The sequence below is a fragment of the Terriglobus roseus genome (assembly GCF_900105625.1).
Lineage (GTDB): Bacteria > Acidobacteriota > Terriglobia > Terriglobales > Acidobacteriaceae > Terriglobus > Terriglobus roseus_B.
The window spans coordinates 2806007-2832799 of record NZ_FNSD01000001.1 but is presented as its reverse complement, the minus strand read 5'-3'; the positions used below and the strand labels follow the sequence as shown (position 1 = coordinate 2832799).

The following is a 26793-nucleotide window of genomic DNA, read 5'->3' as shown; positions in this document are numbered from 1 at the left end:
TGATTTACCTTGAGCTCACTGCAAAGCAGTTGGCTCTCGAAAGATTTCGAGGACACAGTTGAACGTGCTCACCGGCTACGCCAGTGATGACCATCGCATAGATGGGAATTAGACCAAAGAGAGGCTTAGTTCAAGCTCTCCAGGATAAATCCTGGAGGTTGTCTGACCTCAGTCGAACTCAGCTCGTAAGCTGCTCGCGATACGCGAGGCGTTTTGACTTTGTCAGACTGGTTCTCTTTAGAAAGGAGGTGATCCAGCCGCAGGTTCTCCTACGGCTACCTTGTTACGACTTCACCCCAATCATGAATTATACCTTGGGCGGCTGCTCCTCTTGCGAGTTAGCGCACCGACTTCTAGTACGACCCACTTTCGTGATGTGACGGGCGGTGTGTACAAGGCCCGGGAACGTATTCACCGCAGCGTTCTGATCTGCGATTACTAGCGATTCCAGCTTCATGGAGTCGAGTTGCAGACTCCAATCCGAACTGAGGCCGGCTTTTTCCGATTGGCTCCCCCTCGCGGGTTCGCAGCGGTTTGTACCGGCCATTGTAGCACGTGTGTAGCCCTGGACATAAAGGCCATGAGGACTTGACGTCATCCCCACCTTCCTCCCCGTTATCCGAGGCGGTTTCGCTAGAGTGCTCAACTAAATGGTAGCAACTAGAGATAAGGGTTGCGCTCGTTGCGGGACTTAACCCAACATCTCACGACACGAGCTGACGACAGCCATGCAGCACCTATATACCGGTCCATTGCTGGACGCCGACGTTTCTGCCGGATTCCGGTACATTTCGAGCCCAGGTAAGGTTCTTCGCGTTGCGTCGAATTAAACCACATGCTCCACCGCTTGTGCGGGCCCCCGTCAATTCCTTTGAGTTTCAGCCTTGCGACCGTACTCCCCAGGCGGATTGTTTATCGCGTTAGCTTCGACACGGCAGGATTGGGTACCTGCCACATCAAACAATCATCGTTTAGGGCTAGGACTACCAGGGTATCTAATCCTGTTTGCTCCCCTAGCTTTCGCGCCTCAGCGTCAGTAATGGTCCAGTGAGCCGCTTTCGCCACAGGTGTTCCTTCCGATATCTACGCATTTCACCGCTACACCGGAAATTCCACTCACCTCTCCCATACTCAAGCCCGGCAGTTTTCCGTGCAGACTTCGAGTTGAGCCCGAAGATTTCACACGAAACTTGCCAAACCGCCTACGCGCCCTTTACGCCCAATAATTCCGAACAACGCTTGCCCCCCTCGTATTACCGCGGCTGCTGGCACGAAGTTAGCCGGGGCTTCTTCTACAGGTACCGTCATTATCTTCCCTGTCGAAAGGAGTTTACGTCCCAAGAGACTTCATCCTCCACGCGGCGTTGCTGCGTCAGGGTTTCCCCCATTGCGCAAAATTCCCCACTGCTGCCTCCCGTAGGAGTCTGGACCGTGTTTCAGTTCCAGTGTGTCCGTGCGCCCTCTCAGGCCGGATACAGATCATTGCCTTGGTGGGCCATTACCCCGCCAACTAGCTAATCTGCCGCGACCTCCTCCCCAAGCGCATTGCTGCTTTGACTCGTAAGTGTTATGCGGTATTAGCCCAGGTTTCCCTAGGTTATTCCCCACTCGAGGGTAGATTAGTCACGTGTTACTCACCCGTGCGCCACTTTACTCAGATCCGAAGACCCTTTCTCGTGCGACTTGCATGTGTTAGGCACGCCGCCAGCGTTGATTCTGAGCCAGGATCAAACTCTCGTTTGAATGCTGGTTGCACTTACTAACTCACGGAGGTGGTTAGCATAGGTGCCCGGTCTAGTCTCGAAAACTAGCCGGTTTAAAACAAGTGAGAATGACTAAACCGTAAGGTCCAATGCATCTCACGACTGGCACGTTCAACCATGTTGTCAAAGATCCTAGTCAGATCAGGCCTAAGCCGTCCGCTTTGGATCAAGGACGCCGCAAGTCATTGACTCAACGGTTGTGTCCTCGAACTTAACTCACCCCTTTAAGGGTGTGAGTCTTATATGTTGTCGGTGACTTGGGCTTAAGGACCGGGAGGAGCTGAGCTCGACGCATCCAGTACTCTAAGCGCTTGGGTCGCGAGATGTTTCAGAACCGCTCGCGACGACTTTTCTAATGTAACAAGCAGATCGAGCTTCGTCAACACTTCGGATCGCATTTTCTTTCAGGAATGTTGACTTGCTTGGACGCGAGTGCATTAACCCTATTCCTTGCTTGTACATACGAGCCAAATAGATTTCTGTTTGATTGACCGAATGACGCGGTTGAATACCCTCACCGTTACTTTTTCCTCAGGATGGACACTCTTGGTTGGGTAACTCCTCTTTGGATTGTCTTCACTTCGGAGCACCCGTGCTCGTACCGAAGGCAGTTAGAACTTCGGGAGCCACTGGCTTCCGTCACAGTAGCTCTTGCGGCCGTCATCACCGGTGACCCACTGGCGCCAGGCATTTGTGAAGGTCGGTGCGGAGCAGGGGCCGGTTGGTGCCGTCGGCGCGTGTCCCGTCAGCGAGAATCCCGGAGCCACAACGGCGAATTGCTCGTCGGTGTACCGGGGTGCGTGATCGCCCGCATCCCTGGCACCCCACCAGGCCACCAGGTTTCCTGGCGCACTGCCGGGGATAAGCGTATTGCCGGATCCCCTGAGTCCACCGGCAACAGAGGCCAATGTTGCGTAGATGGGCACGACGACATCCCTGGGGGTGGGCGCCACATCCTGATTGGTGGTGTTGCCGCTGGCGTCATAGTGATTCGAGGTGATGGTGCCGGTGCTGCCGACACCACTATCGGACTCATGGGTCGAACAGTTGTTCGCAACATGCCAGCAATGGTTGTCGAATTCAGAGGTGTTCGAGCTGCTCTGGTCGTCGAAGCCGTTGTACAGGCCGTGCTGGAATGCGGACGTCAGGTTGTAGACCCAGTTGTGGGCGTTGATGAAGTTTGTGTTGCTGCCTGTCTGGATGTTGCCTGCGCTGTCATGCGCCCGAACGTTGGTCATCTGGCAATTGGTGCAATTCACTACGTAGCCATTGCCCTGCGACTTCGTCACCTCAACATCGTCAATCACGTCATTCGCCATCAGACCCGCGTAGTAACGGCGCAGAACAAAGCCGTGACCATTGGTCGACCGGATTTTTACATGCTGGATCCGCGCGCCCGTGGCCGACATCACGGCGATCCCGGCACCGTGATCGTTGAGCACCATGCTCTCCGTGTCGCGCCTTCCTGCGAAGCCGTCCTGGATAACAATCCCAGTCAAACTTTGTGTGGCGGAGTCCGCTCCGGTGCCGGTGAACGCAACGATGTTGCCGTCTGTCGTGTCGTGCGTGTTGGGGTCAGAGACCTGGTCGCTCAGGCCGTTGTTGTAGGCCATCCATCCGCCGTCGAGGACCAGTCCATTCGCTGTGCCGCCATTCGCCCAATCCATCAAGCCGGCATGATTGGCCGCCATCAAGCGGATGCCCCGCACCGTCAGGTTACTGTTCGCGCCCGACCAGATGCCGTAGTCGCGTGTCGAGGCTTCGACCGCGTGGCTGGCGGGACTGGTGTTGTCCGCGAGATGCAGGTACAAGTGGCCTCCGGTGATAAAGAAACTGCCGGGTTCTGAGCGCACAAGGGCCAGGCTGGTGGTGCGAGCCAAGGGCGTCGTTTCAAAGTTGTCCAGGTTATCGAGGTAGACCTTGGTCTTCGCCGGATCTGCAATGGCAGTGAAGTTTGCCTTATAGGTGTGGCTGCCTGTTCCGTCATCCGTCCAGCCAGAGACGATGTCCGACCCCTTGATGGTGGGGATGTTGGAGCACTGCGGCGTGCTACCGTCCTGCGGCGCATTGCACACGGGTGCAGGCCCGTATGGCGCAAATGTGATGCCCGAAGCTGTGGGCAAATACTGCACACGATAGGTGCCGGCCGAGTAGAGCAGGAGCGTGGCATTTGCAACACCCATCTTGCTGACACCGGTCGCCAGAGCGGTGGCTGGGGTCAGACCATCGTTTGCCTCATTCCCGGTGAGCGAGTTCACAAAGTACCGAGGGGCCCCGATCGTCTGCACCGGCAGGTCTGTGTTCCTTATCGCCACATCGGAATGGTCGGCCGCAGGTCCCGACGGATAAGCCGCAGCGGCTGCCTCCGGAGGACGCAATGTTGCCACCGCCGCGGGGAGAGCACTTGCTGTCGCCGGCACATAGACGTTGCCGACGCAGACGTAGGCTGCTGGTGGACCTGGTTGCGCGGAGTGGACGCTTGCTCCATGGCAGCTTGGTGGGATTCCGACGCCGATCACACTACCAATGTAGCTCCGAACGGTATGCGGACGTATCTTCCACTCCCACCCCGTTCGGTCTCGCGGGAGTAGACAATGCGGCCACACGGACCAGTTGCTCAGGCAACAGGCCAATCTCGATAGAATCTTCGGATGGCTCAGACACACCCGTGGCGGATGGAACTTCGATTCATGCTGAAACTGGCGTGGCCCGTGGTGCTGGCTGAACTTGGCTGGATGCTGCAGGGTGTCGTTGACGTGATCATGGTGGGTCGCCTTGGCCCTGTTGCGATTGGCGCCGTCGCGCTGGGCAATGCGCTGTACTACGCTCCGTCGCTCTTCGGTCTGGGGTTGATGCTTGGTCTGGATACCGTAGTGGCGCACGCGTATGGTCGCGGCGACCATGAAGCGTGCCATCGCTGGCTGGCGCAGGGTGTCTATGTGGCGTTGATCGCGACCGTGCCACTGATGCTGATCACCTTCGGCCTGAGTACGTTGACCCCGCACTTCGGTGTCGCAGCCGAACTCATCCATCCCACCCGGACATACATTGACATCCTGCTGCTGGGCACGCTGCCCCTGCTGCTGTACGCAGCATCGCGCCGCTACCTTCAGGCCGTAGGGCAGGTGCGGGTCATCACCGTTACGTTTGTTGCAGCGAACCTGCTGAACTGGGGCGGCAACTACGTCCTGATCAACGGCAAGCTGGGTCTGCCTGCACTGGGTGTGGGCGGATCCGCCATCTCGACCGTGTTGTCACGCTGCCTGATGGCATTGACGTTGTTCGCGTTCGCGTGGCGCTATGAGAAGCAGCGCGGCCATCCGCTGTTCGCGCACTGGGCGAGGCCCGTGCTGCGCGAGATGCGGGAGTTGCTAAAGCTGGGCCTGCCCGCCGCAACACAGCTTGTGCTGGAAGTGGGTGCCTTTGGTGTCGCGACCGTCCTGGCTGGAAAGATCTCGCCGGATGCGCTGGCCGCACACCAGATCGTGCTGAACTATGCGGCACTCGCGTTCATGGTGCCGCTGGGCATCAGCGCGGCAGCGGCCATCGCCGTTGGGCACTCGTTAGGCGCGGGCGATCCGAAGGGTGCACGGCTGCGGGCGTTGCTGGCATTCGGTCTGGGCGTGGGCTTCATGCTGTGCGCGACGGTGTTGTTCTTTGCCGTGCCAAAGCACCTGATCGCGCTCTATACGCATGATCAGGACGTCACCGCGATTGGTGTACCGCTCTTCGCGCTTGCGTCGCTCTTCGCGGTGTTCGATGGTGTCCAGATCATTGCCAGCGGAGCGTTGCGCGGCATGGGGGAGACGCGCACCTCCATGTGGGCGAACCTGGTTGGCTACTGGGTCATCGGCGTGCCCCTGGGAGCGGCGCTGTGCTTTGTGGCTCGCATGGGTATCTTCGGTGTTTGGATCGGTCTCACGACCGCGCTCATTCTGATCTCGATCGCGCTCTTCACGGTATGGCAAAGGAAGTCACACGCCCCGCTTCATGCCACCACACCTGCGCTTATTTCGCGCTGAGTGACAACCGGGAGGTAGATGGCTCAGCAATAACGCAGAGCCACCTCGTGTCCGCTTAAGGTCATCTGCTCAGCGCGTCTCAGGGGGAACCGGGTAAGCCGGAGCGGCACCCTTGAACGTCAGCAGGAGATGTTGGAACACGACACCCGGGTCGCGATAGAGAAGCTTGATGTGATGTTTGCCGGGTGCCAACGAGGGCAGTTCGATGCTGTCGACCGCAGCATTCCGCAACACGTTCCGGGGCCACTCCGCGCCGCTTGGGCCGTCTCCGGATTCTGCCGCCTGCATGCCGTTACCGTTGATCACGCGCTCCATCGGCGCTCCGACGTCAAGTACAACCGCGTAGCGAAGACGATGCTCCGAATCCAGCGGAAACGTTGGCAGCAGATAGATCGACAGCTTGCCCGGGTCAGTCGTTACTGTTGTGAAGTCGTAGTCCAGCGACGCTGCATTCGATGAGGGCGTTCCCGAAGCCGCCGTATTCGCGAGCGCGCCGGGGCTGCCATAAACCACCGAACTCCCGGAGATGCCGAGATCATCGAGCGTCTGCCAATGCGCGATATCGCCATCGATCTTCGTCCCATAGTGAGCTGCATTGATCGACACGGCCCCGTGCTGCTCCGTAAAGCCAGTGACACTCTTCGGGGCGCGTTCCGGTTGCATCTGGCCCTCACCCCAACTTGCGGGCAAAGGGGTCTTTGCATCGGCTGCTGTGGCAGTAGCGGGCATTTCGAACACACGTCGTTCGCGCGGCGAGGCGGACATGATGCCGTCCCACTTCCCTCCTAGCAGGTTGTTGTATTTCGCTGTGAGCGCCTGAATGGTCTGGTAGGCCGCCTGCGCTCGTGACGCATCGCGCTGTGTCTCTGCTGACTTCTGTTTCGCTGCATCCAGAAAGCTCAGGTCCGTCGCAAGAAACTTTTCGTTCATCGCTGCAGCCGCTTCCACGGGATAGCCGACAAGCTCGAAGTACGCCGCAGTCTCGTCAGCCGGAAGTGACTTCGAGAGGACGCGCGCCTCTTCACTGGCCCGTGCCCACTCGGCCGTGCGTGCATGATTTTGGTCCGGCTGGCCATGGCTTGGCCAGGCAAGCGGATTGAAGTCGGTTCGCTTGACCCCGTCGTCGTACCCGTTGAAGCCCATGAACTCTGGCCTGCGGACAAAGTTCAAGGCGTAGTAGCGGGTCATCAGGTCTGCAGCCGCTGCAGCATTGGCGGACGGAATCTGCTCATGCAACCAGCCCTGCAGGAACTGTCGTTGGCTGATCTTCGACATTCCCGGTTCATCCACGGCCAGTTGCATGAAGTAGTCAATGTCCATTTCCGCCGGCTTGATGTCGCCTACATTCAGAACCCAATACTTCCTGGCATTGTGGTCGTACGCTTTGGTCATCTCTTCGCGGATCAGTGCGGGGGGAGTCGAACTTAACCAGAGATGATCGTGCGGAGCTCCCCAGTAGCTGACGTGGTAATACACGCCTGAACCGCCCGGCCGCTTCTGCTCCACGGCGTTGGGCAACTGCCGAATGTAGCCATAGTTGTCGTCCGTCCAGCCGAGCGTTACATCCTCCGGCACCTTCATGCCCGCGCGGTACAGATCCAACGATTCCTTGTAGAGCCAGATCACCTGCGGCAGTGTTGCGACGTTTCGGTTTACCCGCTCCTCCAACAACTGCCGCTGTTTCGTCATCGCGCCTTCCACAAGGCGAGCTTTCACCTCGGCTGATCCGGTCGCCTGCAGTCCCGAGTCGTGGAGCCCTCGCAGGCCCACCGTGTAGAAGTTCTCGTACTTGCCGTTCACCTGCAGACGCTTGTCCCAATACGCATTCATCGCATCGGCATTCTTCTGGTAGTTCCAGGGACCATCGCCCCGGGGCGGCGCTGCCTCGCTCCACTCGCCAACGTTGTTTCGCAGCAGGGCCTCAGAATGCGAGGAACCCATCACGACGCCCCACTTGTCGGCCAATACTGCATTCTCAGGAATCGCATTGAACGCCAACGATCCCGGATGCATCGCCGGCCAAAGCGAGTTAGCGTGCAAGCGCAGAAGAAGCTCAAAGATGTGCTCGTACGTGTGTGGACCGAAATTCCCCTTGCCGCCGTCGACCGCGGGATCCATCTTCTTCGCAGCCCACGGACGAAGACCCCAGTCTTCATCGTTCAGGAAGATGCCGCGGTATTGCACCGAAGGCGGAGCCTGTGTGTGCAACCCCGGCGAGACATAAATTGCGCGATGTTTCGCCACGGGCACGTCAGCCCACCAGTACCAGGGAGAGACGCCCATGGCCCGCGACATCGCAAACAGTGCGAAGGCAGTCCCTCTCCGGTCGCTTCCTGCAACGATCAGGGCCGACTTTACTCCCGGAAGAAGAGCGGCGGGCGGATTGGAGATCACAAGCGTCTCCGCCGCTTCCCACTTGCCATCGATCGCAGCAGTCTCAAGACGATGCTGTTTCTGGAGCTGGTCGAACTCGGACGTCTTTCCGACAACCCCGACCAGGATCAACTGTGCAGGCAAAGGCGCCTTCAGGCTGGTCAGGAGTGCGGGACGTATGCCCGTAACGCGCTCGACATCGCCGGCAAATGCCTCCGCAGCAGTCCGTACGCTTTCCGGATTGCCGGGTGCAACATAGATTGCCGCTGCTCTGCCCTGCGCCGCTACCGCGAATGACGTGGCCTGCGATGGTTTGTCCAATTCCACAAGCGGCGTTTGGGCCGCGCACAAGGCGGCCGCAACGTTGCCAACGAAGGCCAAGAGGAGCACGCGGTGAGATGTTCGCATGCTCAAGAGTCTAAGGCACGAGCACGCACCGGCCCGGCCTCCCGCTGGAAGCTTTTTGCACGCCCCGGTGGCTAGAGCGCGATCGCTTCAGGTGCTGGAACCGGGCAGCTTGACGCGCCCGGTTCCCAGCATCTCCACGGCATCTTCAGGACTTTACTTGCCGCGTTCGCGCCCATCCCTCCCATCGCCGTGGTCGTCGCCGTGTTCCTCATGATGCCCATGCGGAAGCTCAAAGGCATACAACTTATTGTTGGGCGTGCCGATGCGGAAGTGTCCGTAGCCACTTCCCCAATAGACCGTTCCGTCGACGATCGAAGGACCATCCACCACGGAACCGCCGCTGGCAAACTTCCAGAGGGTCTTTCCGTTCGCGGCATCCAGCGCAACCATGTCTCCGGACAAGGAGGGTGCAAAGACGACGCCATTCGCAATGGACATCTGCCCGGTAGCTCCCGCCGCAAGTGTGGGGTTCACTGCACTCTGTCCGGATGCAGGAACCTGCCACTCGACCTTACCGGTCAGCGCGTCCAGCGCAGCCCACGATCCTGCGATGGAGGTCTGACCGTTGGGAAAGGTGTAAGGCAGGCGACCACTGTTGTTGAGCGCAACATAGACGCGCTTGCCATCGGTCGCGGAGCCCCATTCAATGCCGCCCGTGGTTCCACCCGGCCCTACCTGCGTGCCCCAAAGGATTGCACCAGTGTCTGGATCGAGCGCCCAGTACATGCCGCTCTTCTGACCCGCACCGACGATGTCCCGCTCGCGGCCACCGGCATGCACGGTGAAGAAGTTGGGAGCAGAACCGAAGTCGAAGTCCGGGCCACTATTGTCCGGGCACGGGATACCCAGGTTGGGCTTGGCAACGCAGGCGACTGTCCAGGTATCGGGACCAAACAGGCGACGAGCCCAGCGCGGTTTGCCCGTGCGAAGGTCGATGGCCAGGATGGAATCGATGTTGTCTGCCCGGTCCAGGCAGTTGAACTTCGCCTCGGGTGTCATGGCGCCACTGATACAGGCGTTCGCGCTCGAAGGAATCGAGTAGTTGTTGCCGCTGCTCGCATACAGCTGGCCGCGCTTGTGATCGATGACGAAGTTGCCACCCCAGACCGCGCCTCCACTGTAGCCATCGGGAACCGTAAAGGTGCGCCAGAGCACATCGCCGGACTTGCGATCCAGCGCGACGACGGAACCGCGGAAGTCGGGGACAAGGGTAGGATCGCTGGCGGCCAGGCCCTCCTGGCCCGAGGCAATCCCTACAAAGATGCGATCGCCGTCAATCACGGGAGAGCTGGTGATGTAGGCGGTGCGCGTCGTATCAAGCGTCCGCTTCCAGACGAGCGAGCCGTCGCGCTTGTTGATGACGACCACAGTCGCTGCGCCCTGGTCGCCGATTACGACAAGGTCGCCGGCCAGAGCAGGCGATGTGCGTGAGAGAGACGTGTCGAGATTGGTGTATTCCGACACCTTGTGTGACCAGATGGCTTTGCCGGTTTCAGCATCGACGCGATGAATGAAGCCACCCCAGTCGGTGACGTATACCGAGCCATCCTCCACTGTCGGTGTCGAGGAGACATCGCCTCCCGTCGTGAACTGCCATTTCACCTTCAGGTCGCGGACTGTTTCTGTGGTGATTGCGGACTCCGCATCGCTGCCGTGCGAGTTTTCGAGGTTGCCACCCCACGATGGCCAGCTATGTTGGCTGTGGCCACCGCCGTGGTCGTCATGGTCGTTACCGTACTGCGCCTGGGCGATCGGGGCGATGCAAAGCGCTGCCACTGCCAGGCCTGCAAGACAGGCGAGTCGATTACAGGGGAAAGAACGGGGGTGCGTTAGAGGAATGCGCATAGAGGGGGCCTCTCCTTTGGCTCAGACCACCCAAGGGGAGGAGTGGCTGGCTGCGATCACGCTAGAGAGGACCGACCGGCGGGATGTCAGCGACATGTCACCGTCCTGTTCTTTTGCTGTTATCCCGCAGCGCGCAACCGCAAGGGCGTCCAATCCTCCGCGAAGAGGCACCGGCAATTGTCACAACCTTGTCACTGCATTCAGATTTCCCGCACATCGTCGATCGAAAGGCGGAAAATAAACGGCACGATGCAGATGCAGGAACGCGATGCGGCGAAGAGCGGAGCGGGTGTCATCCTCGGGACCAAAGCCCAGATACTGGTCGTGGAAGATGACGTTCGTATGCAGAAGATTCTTTACCGTCTCTTCTCCGAGCAGGGGTATGCCGTAACTCTCTGCGGCGACGGCCAGTCGGGACTCGATGCTTTCCGCGCCGGACGGCCTGCCGCCGTGGTGCTTGACCTGATGCTGCCAAATATCTATGGCCGCGATCTGTGCCGAATGGTGAAGGCGGAACGTGCCGGGACGCCCGTCGTCATCCTCAGCGCCATCAGCGAAGTTGCGGACAAAGTGTTGCTCTTTGACATCGGCGCGGATGATTACGTCACGAAACCCTTCAGTCCGCGCGAACTCCTGGCGCGCGTCCAGGCTGCCATCCGGCGTACACAGAAAGCCCCCTCCGCTTCCGTCTTTCGCTTCGGCGAATGCGAGATTGACTTCGCTCGCATGACGGCACAGCGCGCCGGCGAGCCTGCCACCCTGACGGCGCATGAGTTCAAGTTGTTGCGTTACTTCGCCGATCATCCCGAACGCGTCCTCAGCCGGGAAGAGTTGCTGAATGAAGTGTGGGGTTATAACTCCTACCCAACAACGCGCACAGTTGATAACCAGATTCTGAAGCTCAGGCAGAAGCTTGAGCCTGACGCTGCGGAGCCGCGCTACATCCGGACCGTTCACGGTGCCGGATACAAATTCATTCCTTAGCGAGAATGACTTTGGCCCACGGGAAACAAACCAAAGGAATCCGCACGCGGCTGTTGCTGCAGATCTCAGTGGCTTTGATCATCGCAGTGACCATGGCACTGAGCCTGCTGGTGGTCCGCGACCGCATGCGCACAGACGTGCAGCGCTCGTTGCATGATGATCTGCAACACTCCCTGCAAACATTTCAGGACCTGCAGGAACGCCGGCGCAGCGCGCTTGAGCGCGAGAACACACTGCTGGCAACGCTGCCCACGCTGCGGGCGCTAATGACGACGCATGATGAACGCACCATCCAGGACAGCGCTCAGGATTTCTGGAAGCTAAGCGGCAACGAACTGTTTGCACTTGCCGACAGCGAAGGCAGGGTCATCGCCGCTTATGCCAAAGGCGCCACGAATGCTGCGGACTTGAGGCAGCAGCTGCAGGCAGCCATGTCTCAGTCCGCGAAACACTATCTTCTGGCATCCGGCAATTTGTATGAGTACACGTACACCCCGATCTACTTCGGAACGGCAACCAACGGGACCCTGCTGGGATACGTGGTGGGCGGATACTCCGTCGACCATGAGCTGCTGCGTGAAGTGGGTCGCGGCGCCGGGGCGGAAGGCATCTTCCTGGCAGGCAATCGCGTTGCGGCTACGACCCTGCCCATCGATGTATCGGCCGGCGTGATTGAAAGCGCTTCGTCTGCGGAAGACGCGTCGCCGCGCGCTCTGCGCTTGGGAGCGGGCCGCTTCCTCACCGTCTCGCGCGATCTGACGCGCAGCGCCAATGTACCGCTGCACCTCATCGTGCTGAAGTCCTTCGATACGGCAGAGCAAGCGGAACGGGAGATCAGCCGCGTGCTCCTGCTGGCTGCCGTATTTGCGATCGCCATTGGGTCGGTGCTGATGCTGGTGCTTGCCCGTACGCTGACGAAGCCGCTGGAGCGCCTGGCCGCTGCCGTAAGTGCGTTTGCGAACGGGGATGAAGCCTATGCCCTGCCGGCGGACGGACCACGTGAAGTGCGCTACCTGAGTGAGGTCATCGCCGGCATGCGCGCCGACATCCAGAAGAAGAACCGTGCCCTGCTGGAATCGGAACGGCTGGCGACGATTGGCCGCATGGCGCATTCCGTATCGCATGATCTGCGTCATTACCTTGCAGCTGTCTATGCCAACGCGGAATTCCTCGCGTCACCCTCACTGCCTGAAAGCGAACGGCTCGAAGTCTTCGAAGAAATCCGGGTCGCCGTGCTTGGCACCACGGACATGCTCGATACCCTGCTGCTCTTCAGCACCACCGGGTCGACACCACCACGCCATGCGGTCCCGATGAACACAGTGGTCGATCGTGCGATCGCACTGATCCACGCGCATCCTGACGCGGAGCGCGTCACCGTGCGCGCCGATTACGCCGACGATGACACCAACGCCATCATCGACGCACGACAGATGGAACGTGCCGTCTATAACCTGCTGCTGAACGCCTGCCAGTCCGCGGGTCAAAGCAACGGCCGCCGCGAGGTCCTCGTCTCTGTTTCAGTAAACGAAAAACACATTGCGATCACAGTGCAAGATACGGGACCGGGCGTACCGGAAATCATTCGTCACACGCTCTTCGACGCATTTGTAAGTAATGGAAAGCAGAAGGGGACCGGCCTTGGGCTTACACTGACCCACAGCGTTGCGCAGGATCACAACGGAAGCGTGGAGTTAGTCAGCAGCGAGCCCGGCGCAACCGTCTTTCGGCTGACGATTGAACGCAAGTGCCCTCCGGGCGAAGCAACGAAACCGTCGACGAATGCCTCCCTGGTGACACCATGAAACGCAACCTTCTCGTCACATGCTTGATCGTGGGATCTGCCCGGTGTGTGCTGGCGCAAGTATCTCCAACGGAGACGGCACAGCAGAAGCTGCAACGCCTGAGCGATGCAGTCGTTCAAGTCCAGTCGCAGGTCACGGCATATCAAAAACAACTGCAATTCCTGCAGGAGCAGTTGGCAGAACTCCAGTCCCAGCTAGACGCCAAGCCGGAGGCGAAACCTTCGTCGTCACCCGCCGACACCAGCACCTCCGCGTCTCTGGGTGAGTTGCGGGAGCGCCAGGCAATCGCCGAGTCGCAGATTGCAACGCATGAACAGGCGAAGGTCGAATCTGAGTCGAAATATCCGTTGCGTGTGAGTGGCCTGATCCTGTTCAACGCATTTATCAACACGCGGCGCGTCGACGATCCGATCGACCCCACCTATGCGCTGAATGGCAGCGGCACAACCGGCATGTCCATTCGGCAGACGATCCTTGGACTGCAAGCCACCGGCCCACATCTGCTCGGTGCTACAAGCCACGCCGATCTCAACATCGACTTCTTTGGCAATGGCTCCCAGCAGACTTACGGCGGCTCTGGCCTTGTGCGTCTTCGCACAGCGCACGCATCGCTGCGCTGGAAGAGCACCGAAGCGTTCTTCTCGCTGGATCGCCCCTTGCTTGCACCAAACATGCCAACGTCACTGGTATCCACCGCTCAGCCGAACCTGGCGTGGAGCGGCGACCTGTGGACGTGGAACCCGCAGGCTGGCGTAAAGCAGGAGATCGCAATCCGGACCAACCAGCATCTGCAATTGGAAGGCGCCGTGATCGACGTGCAGGATCCTCGCCTGCCGAACTCAACCGCAACCGCGTCCTTTAGCCTGGCACAACGAAGCCGATGGCCCGGACTGGAATCGCGCCTTGGCTATGCGATGGGCGATCGGGATACCGGGTTTCGTGTTGGCGTAGGACAGTACTTCAGTCCGCATCGCACGCTGGAAGGCTATCGCTTCAATGCCTGGGCAGCTTCGGCTGATCTGCGCCTGCCGCTCGGCAGGCATGTACAGATCACCTCCAATGCGTACCGCGGCGCAGGGCTTGGCGGTCTGGGTGGTGGCGGCTATGTCGACTATGTCTACCCAATCAATGCGGCGGACACTGCCAGACCATTGAATAATGCCGGCGGATGGGTGCAGGCATCCATCCGCCGGAACGACCGGTTGCAGTTCAATGGTGGCTTCGGCATCGATGCACCTTTTGCGGCCGATGTTCGCTCTGCGTCCTCTTCCCAGGCAGCGTCGTATCCGGGCCTGACCCGGAACCGCGCGGCGTACGGCAATGTCATCGTCAGCCCCAGCAGTTACCTTCAGCTATCGCTCGAGTATCGTCGTCTCTGGTCGAACTATCTGGTCGGACCCACTCGAACCTCAGACGCCATCGGCGTAGCCGCGGGGTATCGCTTCTGATGCGGACTCGTCACTACAGGTCAGGCCTGCTCGCGGGCATGTTGCTGTCAGGCGCTGTGGCCCATGCTGCGGATGTGACGGCGCGCCTCTCGCTTGCGCCCAAGGGCAAAAACGAGCGCATGCCTCCTGCCGTGGCGTGGCTCACTCCCCTGTCTCCGGATGCAGTGCCCGTGCATCCGGGAAAGTTCACGCTGCTGCAGAAGAACAAGATGTTTTCGCCCCACCTGCTGGTTGTTCCCCTCGGCAGCGCCGTCAGCTTCCCCAACGCCGACCCCTTCTTTCACAATGTGTTTTCTCTCTTCGATGGAAAGCGGTTTGACCTGGGGCTCTATGAAGCGGGCTCCATGCGCACGGTCACGTTTTCCCGCGAAGGGGTGTCCTACATCTTCTGCAACATCCATCCCGACATGAGCGCAGTAGTCCTGTCATTGGCGACACCCTATTTCAGCGTGGCAGCCGACGATGGCGTCTTCCGCATGACGGCTGTTCCGGGCGGGACGTACGAGTTACACGTTTGGGTGGAAGGCCGACGGGACGATGCACTCAATCATCTAACGCGGCAGGTAACCGTCCCTGCGGAGGAAGCCACGGACCTTGGCCGGATTGACGCTGGCCCGCCGTCACAACCCGCAACGCACCTGAACAAGTTTGGCCAGAGCTATGAAATAGACCACAAGACTTATTGACGACCTACTCCGGATGCAGTCACAAGGCGATGCGACGTGACGGTCAAATGACCTTGGCGAGACAAGATTGGGACATCTCGCCCTTCCCCTCTCAATAGCCTTCTCACATCGCCAGGTGCGAGAGAGAAGGTGCTCCCATGCAGTTTCTTCGTAAGGCTGTTCTGCACACTGTGACTGTGCTCGCCGCCGTTATTCCGGCTGCAGCGCAGTCGTACAAGGTAACCAATCTACTGTCTGACGGCTCAGTTGCAGCCACCAATACCGACGCAAACTTCAAGAATCCCTGGGCGATCAGCGCCAGCGGTAATTTCTGGATTAGTGCCGCCGGCACCGGCTACAACTACGTCGTCCCGGCCAGCGGGACCGTTGCGTTCAAGGTGATCGTACCCACTGGAACCGCACCCAACACGGCTCCGGGTCTACCGGCCGGTTCCGTAACGACGGGTGGCGCTGTTGGAATGCTGCTGGCGAATGCCACCAAGGCCAGCTTCATCTTCTCCACGCTCGATGGCACCATCTCCGGCTGGAACGGCAAGCTGGGAACGGAAGGCGCAATCTCCACCATATCGGTCAACAACAAGGCAGCAGGCGCTTCCTATCCGGGACTCGCCATTCTCAACATCGCCACGGCCGGTGTCACCAGCAAGAGCTACATCCTTGCAGCGAACTTCGGCGTGGGAAATAAGATTGAGGTCTACGACAGTAACTTCGCACCCACGGCGCTCGCGGGTAACTTCACGGACCCCACGCTGCCCGCAGGCTACTCGCCCTTCTCAGTGCATGTGATCGGAACGCAGGTATTCGTGGCTTACGCGCTGCGTACCACCACGGTTCCGTACCTGAGTGTGAACGCTCCCGGCAACGGCGTGGTGAGCGTGTTTGACACGGCCGGCAACTTCGTCAGCCGCGTGGCAACAGGTGGCAACCTCAACTCACCGTGGGGGATTACCTTCGCCCCTGCTAACTTCGGCGTCTTCTCCAACGACCTGCTCATCGGAAACTTCGGTGATGGCATGATCAATGTCTTCGATCCAAAGACTTTCTCCTATCTGGGTCAACTGGTGGACGGTACGGGCAAGCCGCTGCAGTATGCCAGCCTGTGGGAACTGCTTCCCGGCGCTGCCCCCGTCACCGGGACCACCGCAGTCGGCGGTGGCGACGCAAGCACCGTCTACTTCACAGCCGGCCTGGACAAAGAACAGCATGGATTGCTGGCCGGCATCACCAATGCAACCACCGCAGGAGCGACTCCCACGATTGGTTTCAGCACGGCCAATCCGTCAGCCACCATCACCGCAGGCGGCAGCACGCAGGTTCAACTGAGCGTCGTACCCGTGAACAGCTTCACGGGCAACGTGTCACTGGCCTGCACAGGCCTTCCCGCGAATGCCACCTGCAGCTTTTCACCAGCACAAGCCAGCGTCTCATCCACGGCGCCGACCATTGTGACGGCGACGATCACCACCAATACCAAGACAGCAAATATGAGCCCGATGCATGGCCCTGGCATGTTGTCCGGCATCGTAGTCGCGGCCCTTCTGCCGTTTGCTTCTTTCCTCGCCATCGGGAAGCGGCGCTCCGTCATGACGGTACGTCTGGCCTGTGTTGCGATGGTTCTTATGCTCTCTTTCGCAGCCGCCGGCGGATGCGGAGGCTACAGCACAACCCAAACCAGCACGACACCCGCACCCGTAACGCCGGCAGGAACCTCCAACGTAACGTTCACCGCAACCGCCGGGGCAGTCTCGCAACAGACCGTCATGGCTCTCACAATCAAGTAACAACCACACGCAGCATCACCGAGAAGCAGGAAGCCCTTACCGCAGTTCCCGGCAAGGGCTTCGCTCGTTCCGCTCACTCCATCCTCGCAGTGTGCAGAGAAGCGCGAACTCAGCAGGCAGCTCGACTTCCGCGGTGGAAAGGGCTACCTCGAAGGCTACCCGTTGCATTCATCGGACCGTAGAGTGGCGCTGCAACTGTTACGGGGGAAGTCCGCAGCAAAGAAACCCGCGTCGATACTGATCGACGCACGTTTTCGGTATCCTGGCGAATTTCAAGGAGGAACTGGCGGAGAGTGGGGGATTCGAATAGCGTAGTAAGTGCATGTTTTTGTGCGGTTTACAGTATACTATCCATCATCTACCCCTAAACCTACCCCCAAGATGAACCTTAACTTTTTCGAGGAAGTTTGCGTCACAGGTCAGCGAAGTCCTCTCGAACCCTTCAGTGCGTTGGAGGGAGGGCAGACGATAGACCGGAAGCGAAACTCACATAATCAAAGTTGTATAAGAAGCTCGTGCGCACTTCCCTCAGCGTGAAGTCAGTGTCTGGGACGGCAATACACCGGTTGAGTTCAATCCCAACCCAAATTTCTCCATCGAAAAACTCGCCTCGAAACATCTCTTCGATCTTGGTTCGCAGATTCTCGGCATCGTCAACCGCCGATAGGATGTACGCGTCATAGACCACGGTGATCGACAGTTCGTAGCATTCTTCCCCTGGGGATTCCAGTTCGCCTGGTGGATCAAAGGCCATGTAAATTCCTAAGACATCTTGACCGTGTTGCTCGGCGGACTTTTTGAATTCCTTATAGATGCGGTTCAGCTGGCCTACAAGATCATTTGGGAAGGAGGCACGGTTGTATCGCGAAGCGAGCCATCGAGCCAACTCTTTCCGTTCGCCGTCAGCGAGCTTCCATTTCTTGTCTGGTTCCTCGCTAGCTAGCTCACGCTTGGCCAGCGAGAGCTTCCGCTGCGCGTCAAGTGCAAGATATGCATCCTGAGAGGCTATTCTCAAATGGAGTCTTCGTGCACTCCTGGTATGCCGTAAACCGCTGTCCGCCTTTTGCAAGACTGTGCAGACAATAATCTCGACCTCCGGCTCGCGCTCGGCATCAGCGAAACAGTCACAGTCATGTGTAACTACGACAGGGACCTCATCCGTCCGGGACGGATCGATGAGAGAAAGCCTTAAAGCAGTTTCACGGGTGAGCGCTGCGCCTTGCCGCCATTCTGCTGTCGTCCACGCACACGGGATCGAGGAAGCACTCGCGTTGGCTGCTTTCGTCACTCCAGCTCAGAGAATCCCGTAGACACATCTTCTATCTCATGCGTTGGCCGTCGCGTCGAAATTGCACGGGCACGCACCGATTGCATCCGATCTGAGGAAAGGTGCACCAATGCATCTAGAGCCTCAGGCACGTTCTCGTCCTGGCGGAGTCGGTCGAAGAATGAACTGCCGCCCAGTAACGGAACTTTCATCAACAAATCTAGACGGGCGATCTCTTTACTGCGGATCTCGGCCGCATAATTCAGGAGATCCCGAAGTCTCTCTGCATGCTTGCGTTGGGTGTTCTTCCCTTGGAACCAACCGTAGAGAGCTGTACGTGATACGCCAAATAGAAGCGCCAGATCGGTCATGCTCACCTGAAACGCTGACCGCACCTCTTCTAGGTCCATGCGCGCAAGCGCGCTTTCAACATCGGACTCCGCCTCGCTGGATAGGTCTTGAGCTACAACTCGTATGTTTGCATCGCTCACGCCGCCTATGGTGGCTAGGGTGATGGAATTGCCGACGCCTAGGACTGTAGCGCCCATCGCGCCCACGAGAATCACACTCGTGACTGCTCGAGAGGTGCGCTTCGAAGGCAAGAGGGCGGTAAAATCAGTGCTGATTGGGCTAATGTCTTGTTGTAGATCCATGCTTAGCTCCAATGCCGTTCCAGATATCAAGTGCTGCTGGTGTCAAAGCGTTCTTAAAGGCTTTTGTTGCTTGCGCCTTAGCGGCTCGGATTCTCTTCTCAATTTCTACAGTATCAATCGGGCTGATTCGACTCTGATACTGACAGTCATTATCAATGACGGCGTGCAGCGTGTTTGACTTCAACCGCGTGTTCAGCTTCAGGTTCAGAGGAAGCAAGTCTTGTGGGAACCCAAGAGCGCCGCGAACCAATATAGTGCGGGACGTCGCCAAGCCGGCAGGCGTTTTGAAAACTGCCTGACAGACACCTTGCGTGATCTCTCCATCGAGAATATTACGAAGTCCCAAAGGACCAGGTGTGAGATAGGTCGTCAGATCCTCTCCATCCTTTGGAATGACGGCATCTAGGAGACGGACAGCAGCGATCTCGGTATAGGCCAAGCCCACGTGTTTGTGTATCGTCTCGAATCCCTCCAAGATCGCCTTCACAAAGGTGTCAGAGTCTTCGTAGGCTGTCGTCTGGAAGCGCAGGTGGTTCTGCGTTAACGAGAATCCCGACGTAAGACTGGTATTTCTGAACTCCCACAACTCGGCCGGATTGCTCTTCACTGTCGGGGCGTTTTGGCCGTTCACTTGAATCTGTATCTCAGAGGAGACGCCCTTCTGAAAGTCGGGGTACTTCTTGCGCATGTCCGTCTGAATAGGGACGATGTAATCGCCCATGTTCAACACAGGATTGAACTTGATCACGGCGACCGCATAGAAGATGGGAGGGAACAATAGTTTTGGGCTCATACCAGTCGATCCAACTTTACACTTCACTTTACACTTTCTGATGTAAAACAAGGAAGTTTTTGTATCCGGCTGGATTAGCTTTCAGAATGGGCGCCTGAAGTTGCCGTACTAAGACGACTAGCAGGCGGCGAGAAGGGCTGGACGTCCGCCGCTGCTGGAAACTAGCACGCGCTGTACTTGAAACTGCTGACCACCGCCCACCTCGGCTGGTCTTTTCTTCCCTTATGTTGAGTCTCGCAGCGATCCCACGGAGTTTTGCGGCGCCCGATGCCATCTTCGCAATGACCGGCGCGACTCCTGCGGTAAAAAAAGGCTGCAGGATCCTCCTGCAGCCAAATCCCTTTTCTGTGGTCCGGCCAGTATGATGCTGCGATGTCAAATCTCCTCGCGAACCAAGGTCTGCAGCGCACTAGCGACCTTTGGGTTTGTGATGCAGGAGGAACATTGACTCACGTGAGCCCTGAGAGCAATCCATTGGTGTGAGGGTTTCTGTGCGGATCCGGGAGGTGTAATGCCCTTGTTTAGCCAACTTCGGAAGAGCTCACTTCCGGTCAAACATACGATATACATGTCTCTAGAGATGCGGAAACGGCGGTACGAAAAGGGCGACAAATCTGCCTTTGCGGCCGGAAGTTTCTTCCTCTCGATCTGGTTTGCTCTCCTGCACCAACCCTCCTAGCGAGGTCGTTGCTGCACAAAAAAACCCGATCCAGTTTGATCGAGCTTTTCTGCTTATCTCAGGGTCGAGTGAGACGTGGACGGCGATCGCAGAGGCCCGTAAAGCTTCAGTTCAACCGGAAGCTTCGCCAGCTCCGGCTAAATACCTGGAAGCGGCAGGAGAGCCTTACGCGCGCTCAAGTGGCGAATCAGCGAACTCAGGCATCCGACGTCGCATGATGATCGATAGCGAGACGAAATTCTGCCAGATTGGCGATGTGCTCCGGAAGCAGTGGCTTCTCAGGTCGTCTGCTTACAGCAGTTCCGTTGAGCCGTCCCCCGAATGGGCTGCCCTCGTACTTCATATGAAATCCTGCCATGTATGTTCGGACAGCCCAAAGCTCCTGAAAACAGACAAGAAGCCCGACCTATCAGGCTCAGGCTTCATGTCTTTTGTGCGGTCGATCTTTAGACGTGGGCGGCGGCGGCCAAACTGAGCCCCTTTGCTACCTCGGCCTGCAGAGCAGTCTCGACGAACCAGATCAGGGTGGACCGACCGAAAGCTGCGGGTACTCAACGGCTTAAGCAGCGTCCGTTTTCAGCTTGGCCACGGGCCGTGTCGCGCACGGCGACGCGGGCACCGGGAAGAAGAAGCGGGAGCTCTGCTTGAACATACTCGGCGGCTCCAGGGCGAGCTCCCAGGTAATGGGTATGAACGAGCTGATGCCGACCTCGATCTTCGTCGCGGTACCGGCGGGAAAAATGCCCTCATGGAATCCGCCGATCGCCTCAAGAAGTCCGCGAAGGCGTTCGCCTGGATGTCGTCTAGCTTCGCTTCGCCCTCTCCACTATTGTTCGCATGAAGGGAGAGAACAAATGGCTCGAGCAGTGCTCCGACTAGAACAAGTTTTATGCCCAACGGGTTTCCTGCACATACAACTGGGCCGCCACCAGACTCCATCGCAGTTTGTGACCCAATAGGGCCAAGCATTGAGGGAGACAGCATGTCAGATGACAAGTCGAATCGGGGACCGGCAGATCGGGCCCGCATCAACGTAAACGAGTCATACGAACTTGAATACTGGACCAAGGAATTGGGCGTCAGTGCAGCGAAGCTGCGGGAACTCGTCAAGGAGCATGGCGTTATGGCGAGCAAGATCCGGCAGGAGATTGGGAAGTAATGCTAATGGGCGGGCGAAGCTGCCTATCCCCCTGCTCTTTTCGCTTCTCCTGAGGCACTGTAAAACAATGGACCACAAGACTGGATTTGTATTCGATGTCTTAGCTCGATCGCAGGCCGCCGTCCACAGTGCACATCCACGAGCAGCCGAAACGTAGAGCTAAGAATCGGGTCGCCCTCCCCAGAGCGACCCAAGGCTCTACCAATCGTTTTCTAAGCACTGCAGACACTCTGAAGCCGTTAATACGAACGACTCTTGTTCTGCAGTACACAACGACTTGGCAATATTTTAGGATTTCGGCACGAACGGCTTTGTAGTCTTTAGGCGACGCCGCGATCCGAGCAGCAGAAAAAAGGGGCTGGTTCGATCAAGGATCGAACCAACCCCAACTCTTTACGGCACGGGATACTACCATCTGGCTTTGAGAATTATCGGTCACTTAAGCAGCTCGGCCGATGTGACATTGAAGGCTTTAGCCAGCTTCTCAATCATGAGTAGGCATATCTCACGTCGACCGTTTTCCAGTTCGCTAAGGTGACCGCGACCGATCTCGCAGCGTTCGCGAAGATCCGTCTGGCGCCACTCTCTATTCCGGCGCATCTGAAGAATGCGCCTCCCCACTTTGACCCGAATATCCATGTCCCATGTTCAAGCGGCCATGTCTTGCTTTCTGGACATGGAGCTCTTGCTGGAGAGCAGCGGAGCATAGGCTCATGCTGTATACGCTGAAGAGCACGTAGCGTATCCTCGTCGCATGCTCGATCCGGGGGAATTACAGCCACTTGAGCAGGTCGGTCTTTATCTGTCGATGCTCAGTAGCCTGCACACTTTAGATCAGCAGGAGATAAGTCCCGTTCTCGGTGGAATCCTAAAAAAGACGGTTGGCGAGGAATGCAGGCATCTCATCCACGTAAGGGCAAATTCATATGTGCAGTCGCTTCTTGCGCTTCGGAATATCGTTCATTTCCAAACTATCGCTTCTTCCGCGCGCTCCTTATTCGAACTAGCGGTCGATCTTGAACTTATGGATCTGAAACAAGGTGCTGAGCATCAGATGTTCCATTACATGGAAGTAGAAAAGCTTCGTGCCGCCAGAGCACACGTCCGCTTTGCAAAAGATCACCCACATCGAGGGAAAGACGTTTCGCTCCATCTGGGCTTCATCACTCGCCGCGAAAAAGACATAGAGAGTGTGGCCGCGAGGATATGGCAAAAGAAGCTAGATCGGGTAAATCATTGGTCTGAGCTAAATCTTCACGCCCGGGTAGCCCTTTTAGGTGAGGAGATGCAGAGCGACTACGTTGAGCACTACCGTCAATTGAGTTGGAGTGTGCACTCGGGTTTGGCTGGCCATATGGATCTCCCAGCGCGTGCCTTCCCGGTGATGTGTTCGATAAGTCTAGAGCTGGCGCGAACGCAGTACAGCAGAATCCTACGCAAGCTAGTTAGGCGTTTTAATTTGGACCAAGCGGACCCTTCGCTAGATTCTAAGATCACCTATGCGCAGTTTCTGCCCCTTACGGAGAATGCTTTTGATGAACAGCTTGTACGCGCGGAGCTAGGATTGGTTTGATCGGCGAGGTGTGCGCTGCAAGCTCACCTTTTTCCCCCGCAGAACCTGATGCTCTGAAGTCGTACGATCCGCCGCGGAATATCAGCAGCGGCGAACTGGTGAAGATCCGGAAGCTAGTTGGCAGGATGGATCTGGCCGACAGATTCCTCATGAACCTCATCTCCGGGAAGAATGCCGAAGCAGAGCTCAGTGACCACGAAGCTGCACACCTCTTCGATTCGCTTCAGAGGGCTGCAAGGTTCTTCGCGCCGGACTCCGTGCTACATTGGCGGGATGGAATCCTGCTTTGTTCTGTCCATCGAATCCGACGGAGAACTGAGCTTGGTCACGTACTCCGTGGAAGGAGTACTCAGCGACGGCCAGCGAATGGTTCTGCGCCACCCGACTCCTACCGCGATCGGTCAAATCGTCAGAACGCTGCAGATGACGGAAGCACTCGAGCCAGGGATGATAGAGGCAATCAATCACCTAAAGGGCTCGTATCGACTGTCCATCGACATAGAAGAAGGCGCTGCAATAAGGTTCGTCGACGCCTTTAAGCGCCCTTGGTCCACGCGTCCGAGTTGGTAAAGCGGCTTCCACAGCCCCCACATCTTGTGGCTATATATTCGCCTCCCTTTCGCCTAAGCTCTGGTCATGGGGGGCGAGCGTGCATCTACAACTCGTCAGCGCGAGCGGGGGAAGATCTGTTGCAGGTGCCGGAGCAGCATTCCGCCGCCGTATCCGTGGCGTGAGCGCCGTTGCGCGAAATGTGAGGCCGCGGTGACCCGCAACGTCTATGCTCGCTTCTGGCGTGAGGGCCTGGTCTGGCGTGTCGCCCTCAGCGACTTGACAGGAGAGCACCGCATGCGTGACCTGACCTTCGCGAGTCCGGAGAAGATCGAAGCCCTGGCCCAGCGCGGCGGCGCGATGAAGGATCTGGCCGCAAAGCAGGGAATCGCAGTTGGCATCCGCAACGGCGCCGGCGGCTTCAAGATGATCCTGGACAACAACCAGTTCGCTAAGGTGTCGCTGGGAGCGAAGTGGTAGGCTGCGGGCATGGCAGCCACGACGTTCCTTCGCACTAAGGCCGGGTTTCGAGTGATATATGCGCATGGTGCGGCTAGAACGATCACGAGACACGGAATCGATGCGATCTTCACTGATCTCCATATAGGCGGCGAGAATCAAGCACAAATATTGCAACTAGCGAGTGGCCAGAGCATGACTGTCATCGTCGACGATGACAACTGAGACAGCGCCCACGGAAGGCTGATCCGCTGAAGCTGGAGGATGCCGAGGCCAAGAATTGCGAGACAGGCCGAGATGATCGATGGTCTTCGTCTAGCAACGTCCTCGATTGATAGTTTGGGTTCCGACGGCATAGATTGATGCTGCGGACCCTGGGAGTTATTGTGAATGGATAATCCTGTGACTACGGCTGCGCCAGATCCCTCTCGGCAGTCAAGCAAGCGCCTTGGGGAAGTTGCGATCAACAAAGAGGCTTTCGAGCTTGATCTCAAAATCAATGAGGGGTATCAGGGATACTCGGCAGAGCTCCTGCGTCTCTCCCTCCTAATGATTGCGGGGCTCGGCGCTGTCTGGCTCAAGCTCTATGTTCCTGCTGCAGAAGTTACCCCTGCGCAGCGCACTAGCGCCTTATTTGCGCTAGCGTTCACAAGTACGGCACTTTCGGCCGGGGCTTCGCTGCTCCATCGCTACGCCGCAGCGGACAGCCTGGCATATCACCTGACCGCTTTACGGCGGCGTTCCCGAAACCGCCCGAGCTCTAGCAAATCTCCTTCTGACGAAGAGCTTGCGAAGCGGCAAGAGATCAAGCGCGATAGGCGATTTCTGTGGTCTGGAACCCTGTTGAGAATCTCAATTGTGCTGCTTTTCGCCGGTCTGGTCTTCTTCTGCCTCTCAATGGGATCTTTGATGTTCCGTTGAGGTGACGCATACGGGAATCCCCGCGCGTGTCGCTGAGGGCAACCAGACAAATCACCTCCTCTCGCCAGAAGCGCGTAGACGGTGAAGGTAAACGTAGCCTCACACTTTCTTTCTCGAATCCCCGCGCCTTGATTTACGCTGTGGCGCATGACCAATCCCGAGTTGGACCAACAGAAAGCCATGCTGGAAGTTTCGAAGCTGCTGGGTGAACTAGCATCGCAGAGGTGCGCTGAAGTTCGACAGGATTTGGAGATAGCGAAGCTTCAGTCGGAAGTTTCGCGGGTAGGAAAGTTTACACGTCTCTTTTGGCCGATTGTCTCCACAGCTCTAACGCTGATGATTGGGTTTTCAACCGTCCAGATTCAGAGAACTCAGTCAGAGGCAAAGGACACGGAACTGTTCAACTCCGCGATCGCCAGCGCTAGTCAACGACCAAAAGACGGCATTCAAAACGTCGCTGGGCTTCTTAGTTTGTCGACCTTCTGGGGTAAGGGGCGGGACGAAGCTATTGCGGATGTCGCCGCTGGAACATTTCTCAGCGGCTCCGACGCCCGGGATGCCGCGTCTCTAGAACGCGACGTTTTGGCCAGCAGAGCTGCTGTCACATTGATCACCGAAGCCACCGGGGGACCAGGTGATCGCAAGCAAACAACACAGGAGAAAAAAGCGACTGCCCTCTTCTTCGGCGAGGCTGGCAACAGCAAACGCGGATCGCTGTCATACGTGCTTGAAGTCTTGGAGGGGGAGGAATCGCAACTTATGCAGAGGCAGGGAAGTATGACCGGGCCGCCACCTCGCAGGCTGCAGAACGACGAGATACCTCAGCCACCGAGTTCTCAGCAATTTTCGAGAGATACAATACCGTCAAAGTACGCTCAAGTCGGAGGCGCCGATAGACGGCCAGAAACCTTTATTGATTTAGGGCCAGCGCGTCTGCAGCTCGCTATGAGAATCCAGAACATTCTCTCCATCTACAGCGCTAGTAGGGCGCATCTTTCAACAGCTGATCTCTCTTACCTGAATCTTTATTTCATAGATCTGAGCCAAGCCAACTTGTCTGAGGCGAGCTTGCGATGCGTTGACCTCACCTGCGCTGATCTTTCAGGCGCTGATCTGTCTCGCGTTGCGGACTGGCGCGAACTTGCTTCAATCAAATACGCGAATATCCGTGACGCCGCAATGTCTGCGGATTTCGTGAGGTTCGCTAGGGAGAACGGCGCCGTCAATCTATCAGAGAAGGACTACAGCGCTCTAAGGTCCAAAAGCTGCACTTCACCAATCATTGTGGACAGAGCTGGAGAACTCAGAGTCCGTGAGCTTGAGCTTTCAGAAGCTACGCCGGTCAAGGACAGGCTGGAACAAAAGCCTTATTGCGAAATGCTTCCTTCCCGCTGAGTGTGCACGCAACGCTTCGTTTGCCTGAAGGCTTGTCTGAAAGTGAGGACTGCCGTCCGCATTGAAATAACCCACGGAGCGCTAATTCGCCGAGGCAGTACACTTCGGCGACTCGTGCGTCTGCTGTCAGCGCGCGAAACGCGCGGCCTGAGTGATCCCGCGTTTCGCTAGAGCGTATTGGAGATATCGCCTCTGCCAGATCATCGCCGCACAGGTCCGGACTGCCAACG

At 57.8% G+C, this 26793-nt stretch carries 18 protein-coding genes and 1 rRNA gene; 11 read left to right on the top strand and 8 right to left on the bottom strand.

The features are described 5' to 3' along the window. Window positions 1-241: 241 nt before the first annotated feature. Together BLW03_RS11660 and BLW03_RS11655 are read right to left on the bottom strand one after the other, a co-directional pair. Window positions 242-1743: ribosomal RNA gene (locus tag BLW03_RS11660) — 16S ribosomal RNA — on the bottom strand. Between the two features lie 631 nt (window positions 1744-2374). Continuing rightward, window positions 2375-4282, bottom strand: a complete 1908-nt coding sequence (locus tag BLW03_RS11655; protein WP_074654233.1) for a hypothetical protein — start codon at window positions 4280-4282, stop codon at window positions 2375-2377. Between the two features lie 132 nt (window positions 4283-4414). On the opposite strand from BLW03_RS11655, the gene BLW03_RS11650 reads away from it, so the two are divergent. Continuing rightward, window positions 4415-5785: an MATE family efflux transporter gene (locus BLW03_RS11650; protein ID WP_074654232.1), complete on the top strand. Its 1371-nt coding sequence runs from the start codon at window positions 4415-4417 to the stop codon at window positions 5783-5785. A 69-nt stretch (window positions 5786-5854) separates the two neighbouring features. Here the strand turns inward: BLW03_RS11650 and BLW03_RS11645 are convergent, their stop codons facing one another. Together BLW03_RS11645 and BLW03_RS11640 are read right to left on the bottom strand one after the other, a co-directional pair. Then, a complete protein-coding gene (locus tag BLW03_RS11645; protein ID WP_083350488.1) occupies window positions 5855-8566 on the bottom strand; it encodes a glycosyl hydrolase 115 family protein in 2712 nt (903 codons plus the stop codon). Window positions 8567-8719: 153 nt separating this feature from the next. Next, window positions 8720-10411 carry an outer membrane protein assembly factor BamB family protein gene (locus BLW03_RS11640; protein ID WP_083350487.1) on the bottom strand — a complete coding sequence of 564 codons (1692 nt, stop codon included), beginning with the start codon at window positions 10409-10411 and terminating at the stop codon, window positions 8720-8722. Between the two features lie 249 nt (window positions 10412-10660). On the opposite strand from BLW03_RS11640, the gene BLW03_RS11635 reads away from it, so the two are divergent. From BLW03_RS11635 to BLW03_RS11615, 5 genes are all read left to right on the top strand, one after another. Then, window positions 10661-11395 carry a response regulator transcription factor gene (locus BLW03_RS11635; RefSeq protein ID WP_348270845.1) on the top strand — a complete coding sequence of 245 codons (735 nt, stop codon included), beginning with the start codon at window positions 10661-10663 and terminating at the stop codon, window positions 11393-11395. A 53-nt stretch (window positions 11396-11448) separates the two neighbouring features. Next, window positions 11449-13200, top strand: coding sequence for an ATP-binding protein (locus BLW03_RS11630; protein ID WP_244502054.1), 1752 nt, complete (start codon window positions 11449-11451; stop codon window positions 13198-13200). Continuing rightward, window positions 13197-14648 carry a hypothetical protein gene (locus BLW03_RS11625; RefSeq protein ID WP_074654225.1) on the top strand — a complete coding sequence of 484 codons (1452 nt, stop codon included), beginning with the start codon at window positions 13197-13199 and terminating at the stop codon, window positions 14646-14648. The genes BLW03_RS11630 and BLW03_RS11625 overlap by 4 nt, the downstream gene beginning before the upstream one ends. Beyond that, window positions 14648-15334 (top strand): hypothetical protein, encoded by a 687-nt coding sequence (locus tag BLW03_RS11620; protein WP_083350486.1) that lies wholly within the window; start codon window positions 14648-14650, stop codon window positions 15332-15334. The genes BLW03_RS11625 and BLW03_RS11620 overlap by 1 nt, the downstream gene beginning before the upstream one ends. 137 nt (window positions 15335-15471) lie before the next feature. Beyond that, window positions 15472-17115, top strand: coding sequence for a TIGR03118 family protein (locus BLW03_RS11615; RefSeq protein WP_074654220.1), 1644 nt, complete (start codon window positions 15472-15474; stop codon window positions 17113-17115). Between the two features lie 442 nt (window positions 17116-17557). Here BLW03_RS11615 and BLW03_RS11610 read toward each other — a convergent pair whose 3' ends face one another. From BLW03_RS11610 to BLW03_RS11600, 3 genes are read right to left on the bottom strand one after another with little or no spacing between them, the layout of a single operon-like run. Continuing rightward, a complete protein-coding gene (locus tag BLW03_RS11610; protein WP_074654219.1) occupies window positions 17558-18403 on the bottom strand; it encodes a hypothetical protein in 846 nt (281 codons plus the stop codon). Further along, window positions 18400-19035 (bottom strand): hypothetical protein, encoded by a 636-nt coding sequence (locus BLW03_RS11605; protein ID WP_074654217.1) that lies wholly within the window; start codon window positions 19033-19035, stop codon window positions 18400-18402. Before BLW03_RS11605 ends, BLW03_RS11610 begins: the two co-directional genes overlap by 4 nt. Further along, entirely contained in the window at window positions 19013-19828 is an 816-nt protein-coding gene (locus BLW03_RS11600; RefSeq protein ID WP_074654215.1) for a TIGR04255 family protein, read from the bottom strand. Before BLW03_RS11600 ends, BLW03_RS11605 begins: the two co-directional genes overlap by 23 nt. Before the next feature lie 1661 nt (window positions 19829-21489). On the opposite strand from BLW03_RS11600, the gene BLW03_RS11595 reads away from it, so the two are divergent. Beyond that, on the top strand, window positions 21490-21666 hold the full coding sequence (locus BLW03_RS11595; RefSeq protein WP_074654214.1) for a DUF3606 domain-containing protein: 177 nt from the start codon (window positions 21490-21492) through the stop codon (window positions 21664-21666). Window positions 21667-22101: 435 nt separating this feature from the next. On the opposite strand, the gene BLW03_RS21345 is transcribed toward BLW03_RS11595, so the two are convergent. Beyond that, window positions 22102-22305, bottom strand: coding sequence for a helix-turn-helix domain-containing protein (locus BLW03_RS21345; RefSeq protein ID WP_074654212.1), 204 nt, complete (start codon window positions 22303-22305; stop codon window positions 22102-22104). 115 nt (window positions 22306-22420) lie between these two features. Here BLW03_RS21345 and BLW03_RS11585 point away from each other — a divergent pair, with 115 nt between their 5' ends. The 4 genes from BLW03_RS11585 (at window position 22421) to BLW03_RS20860 (ending at window position 26563) form a co-directional block, all read left to right on the top strand. Continuing rightward, window positions 22421-23239 carry a DUF5677 domain-containing protein gene (locus BLW03_RS11585; protein ID WP_074654210.1) on the top strand — a complete coding sequence of 273 codons (819 nt, stop codon included), beginning with the start codon at window positions 22421-22423 and terminating at the stop codon, window positions 23237-23239. Window positions 23240-24001: 762 nt separating this feature from the next. Next, window positions 24002-24268, top strand: a complete 267-nt coding sequence (locus BLW03_RS11575; protein WP_083350485.1) for a hypothetical protein — start codon at window positions 24002-24004, stop codon at window positions 24266-24268. A 369-nt stretch (window positions 24269-24637) separates the two neighbouring features. Next, window positions 24638-25168 carry a hypothetical protein gene (locus tag BLW03_RS11565; RefSeq protein WP_139285180.1) on the top strand — a complete coding sequence of 177 codons (531 nt, stop codon included), beginning with the start codon at window positions 24638-24640 and terminating at the stop codon, window positions 25166-25168. Between the two features lie 147 nt (window positions 25169-25315). After that, window positions 25316-26563 (top strand): pentapeptide repeat-containing protein, encoded by a 1248-nt coding sequence (locus BLW03_RS20860; RefSeq protein ID WP_074654202.1) that lies wholly within the window; start codon window positions 25316-25318, stop codon window positions 26561-26563. The last annotated feature ends 230 nt before the right edge of the window (window positions 26564-26793 follow it).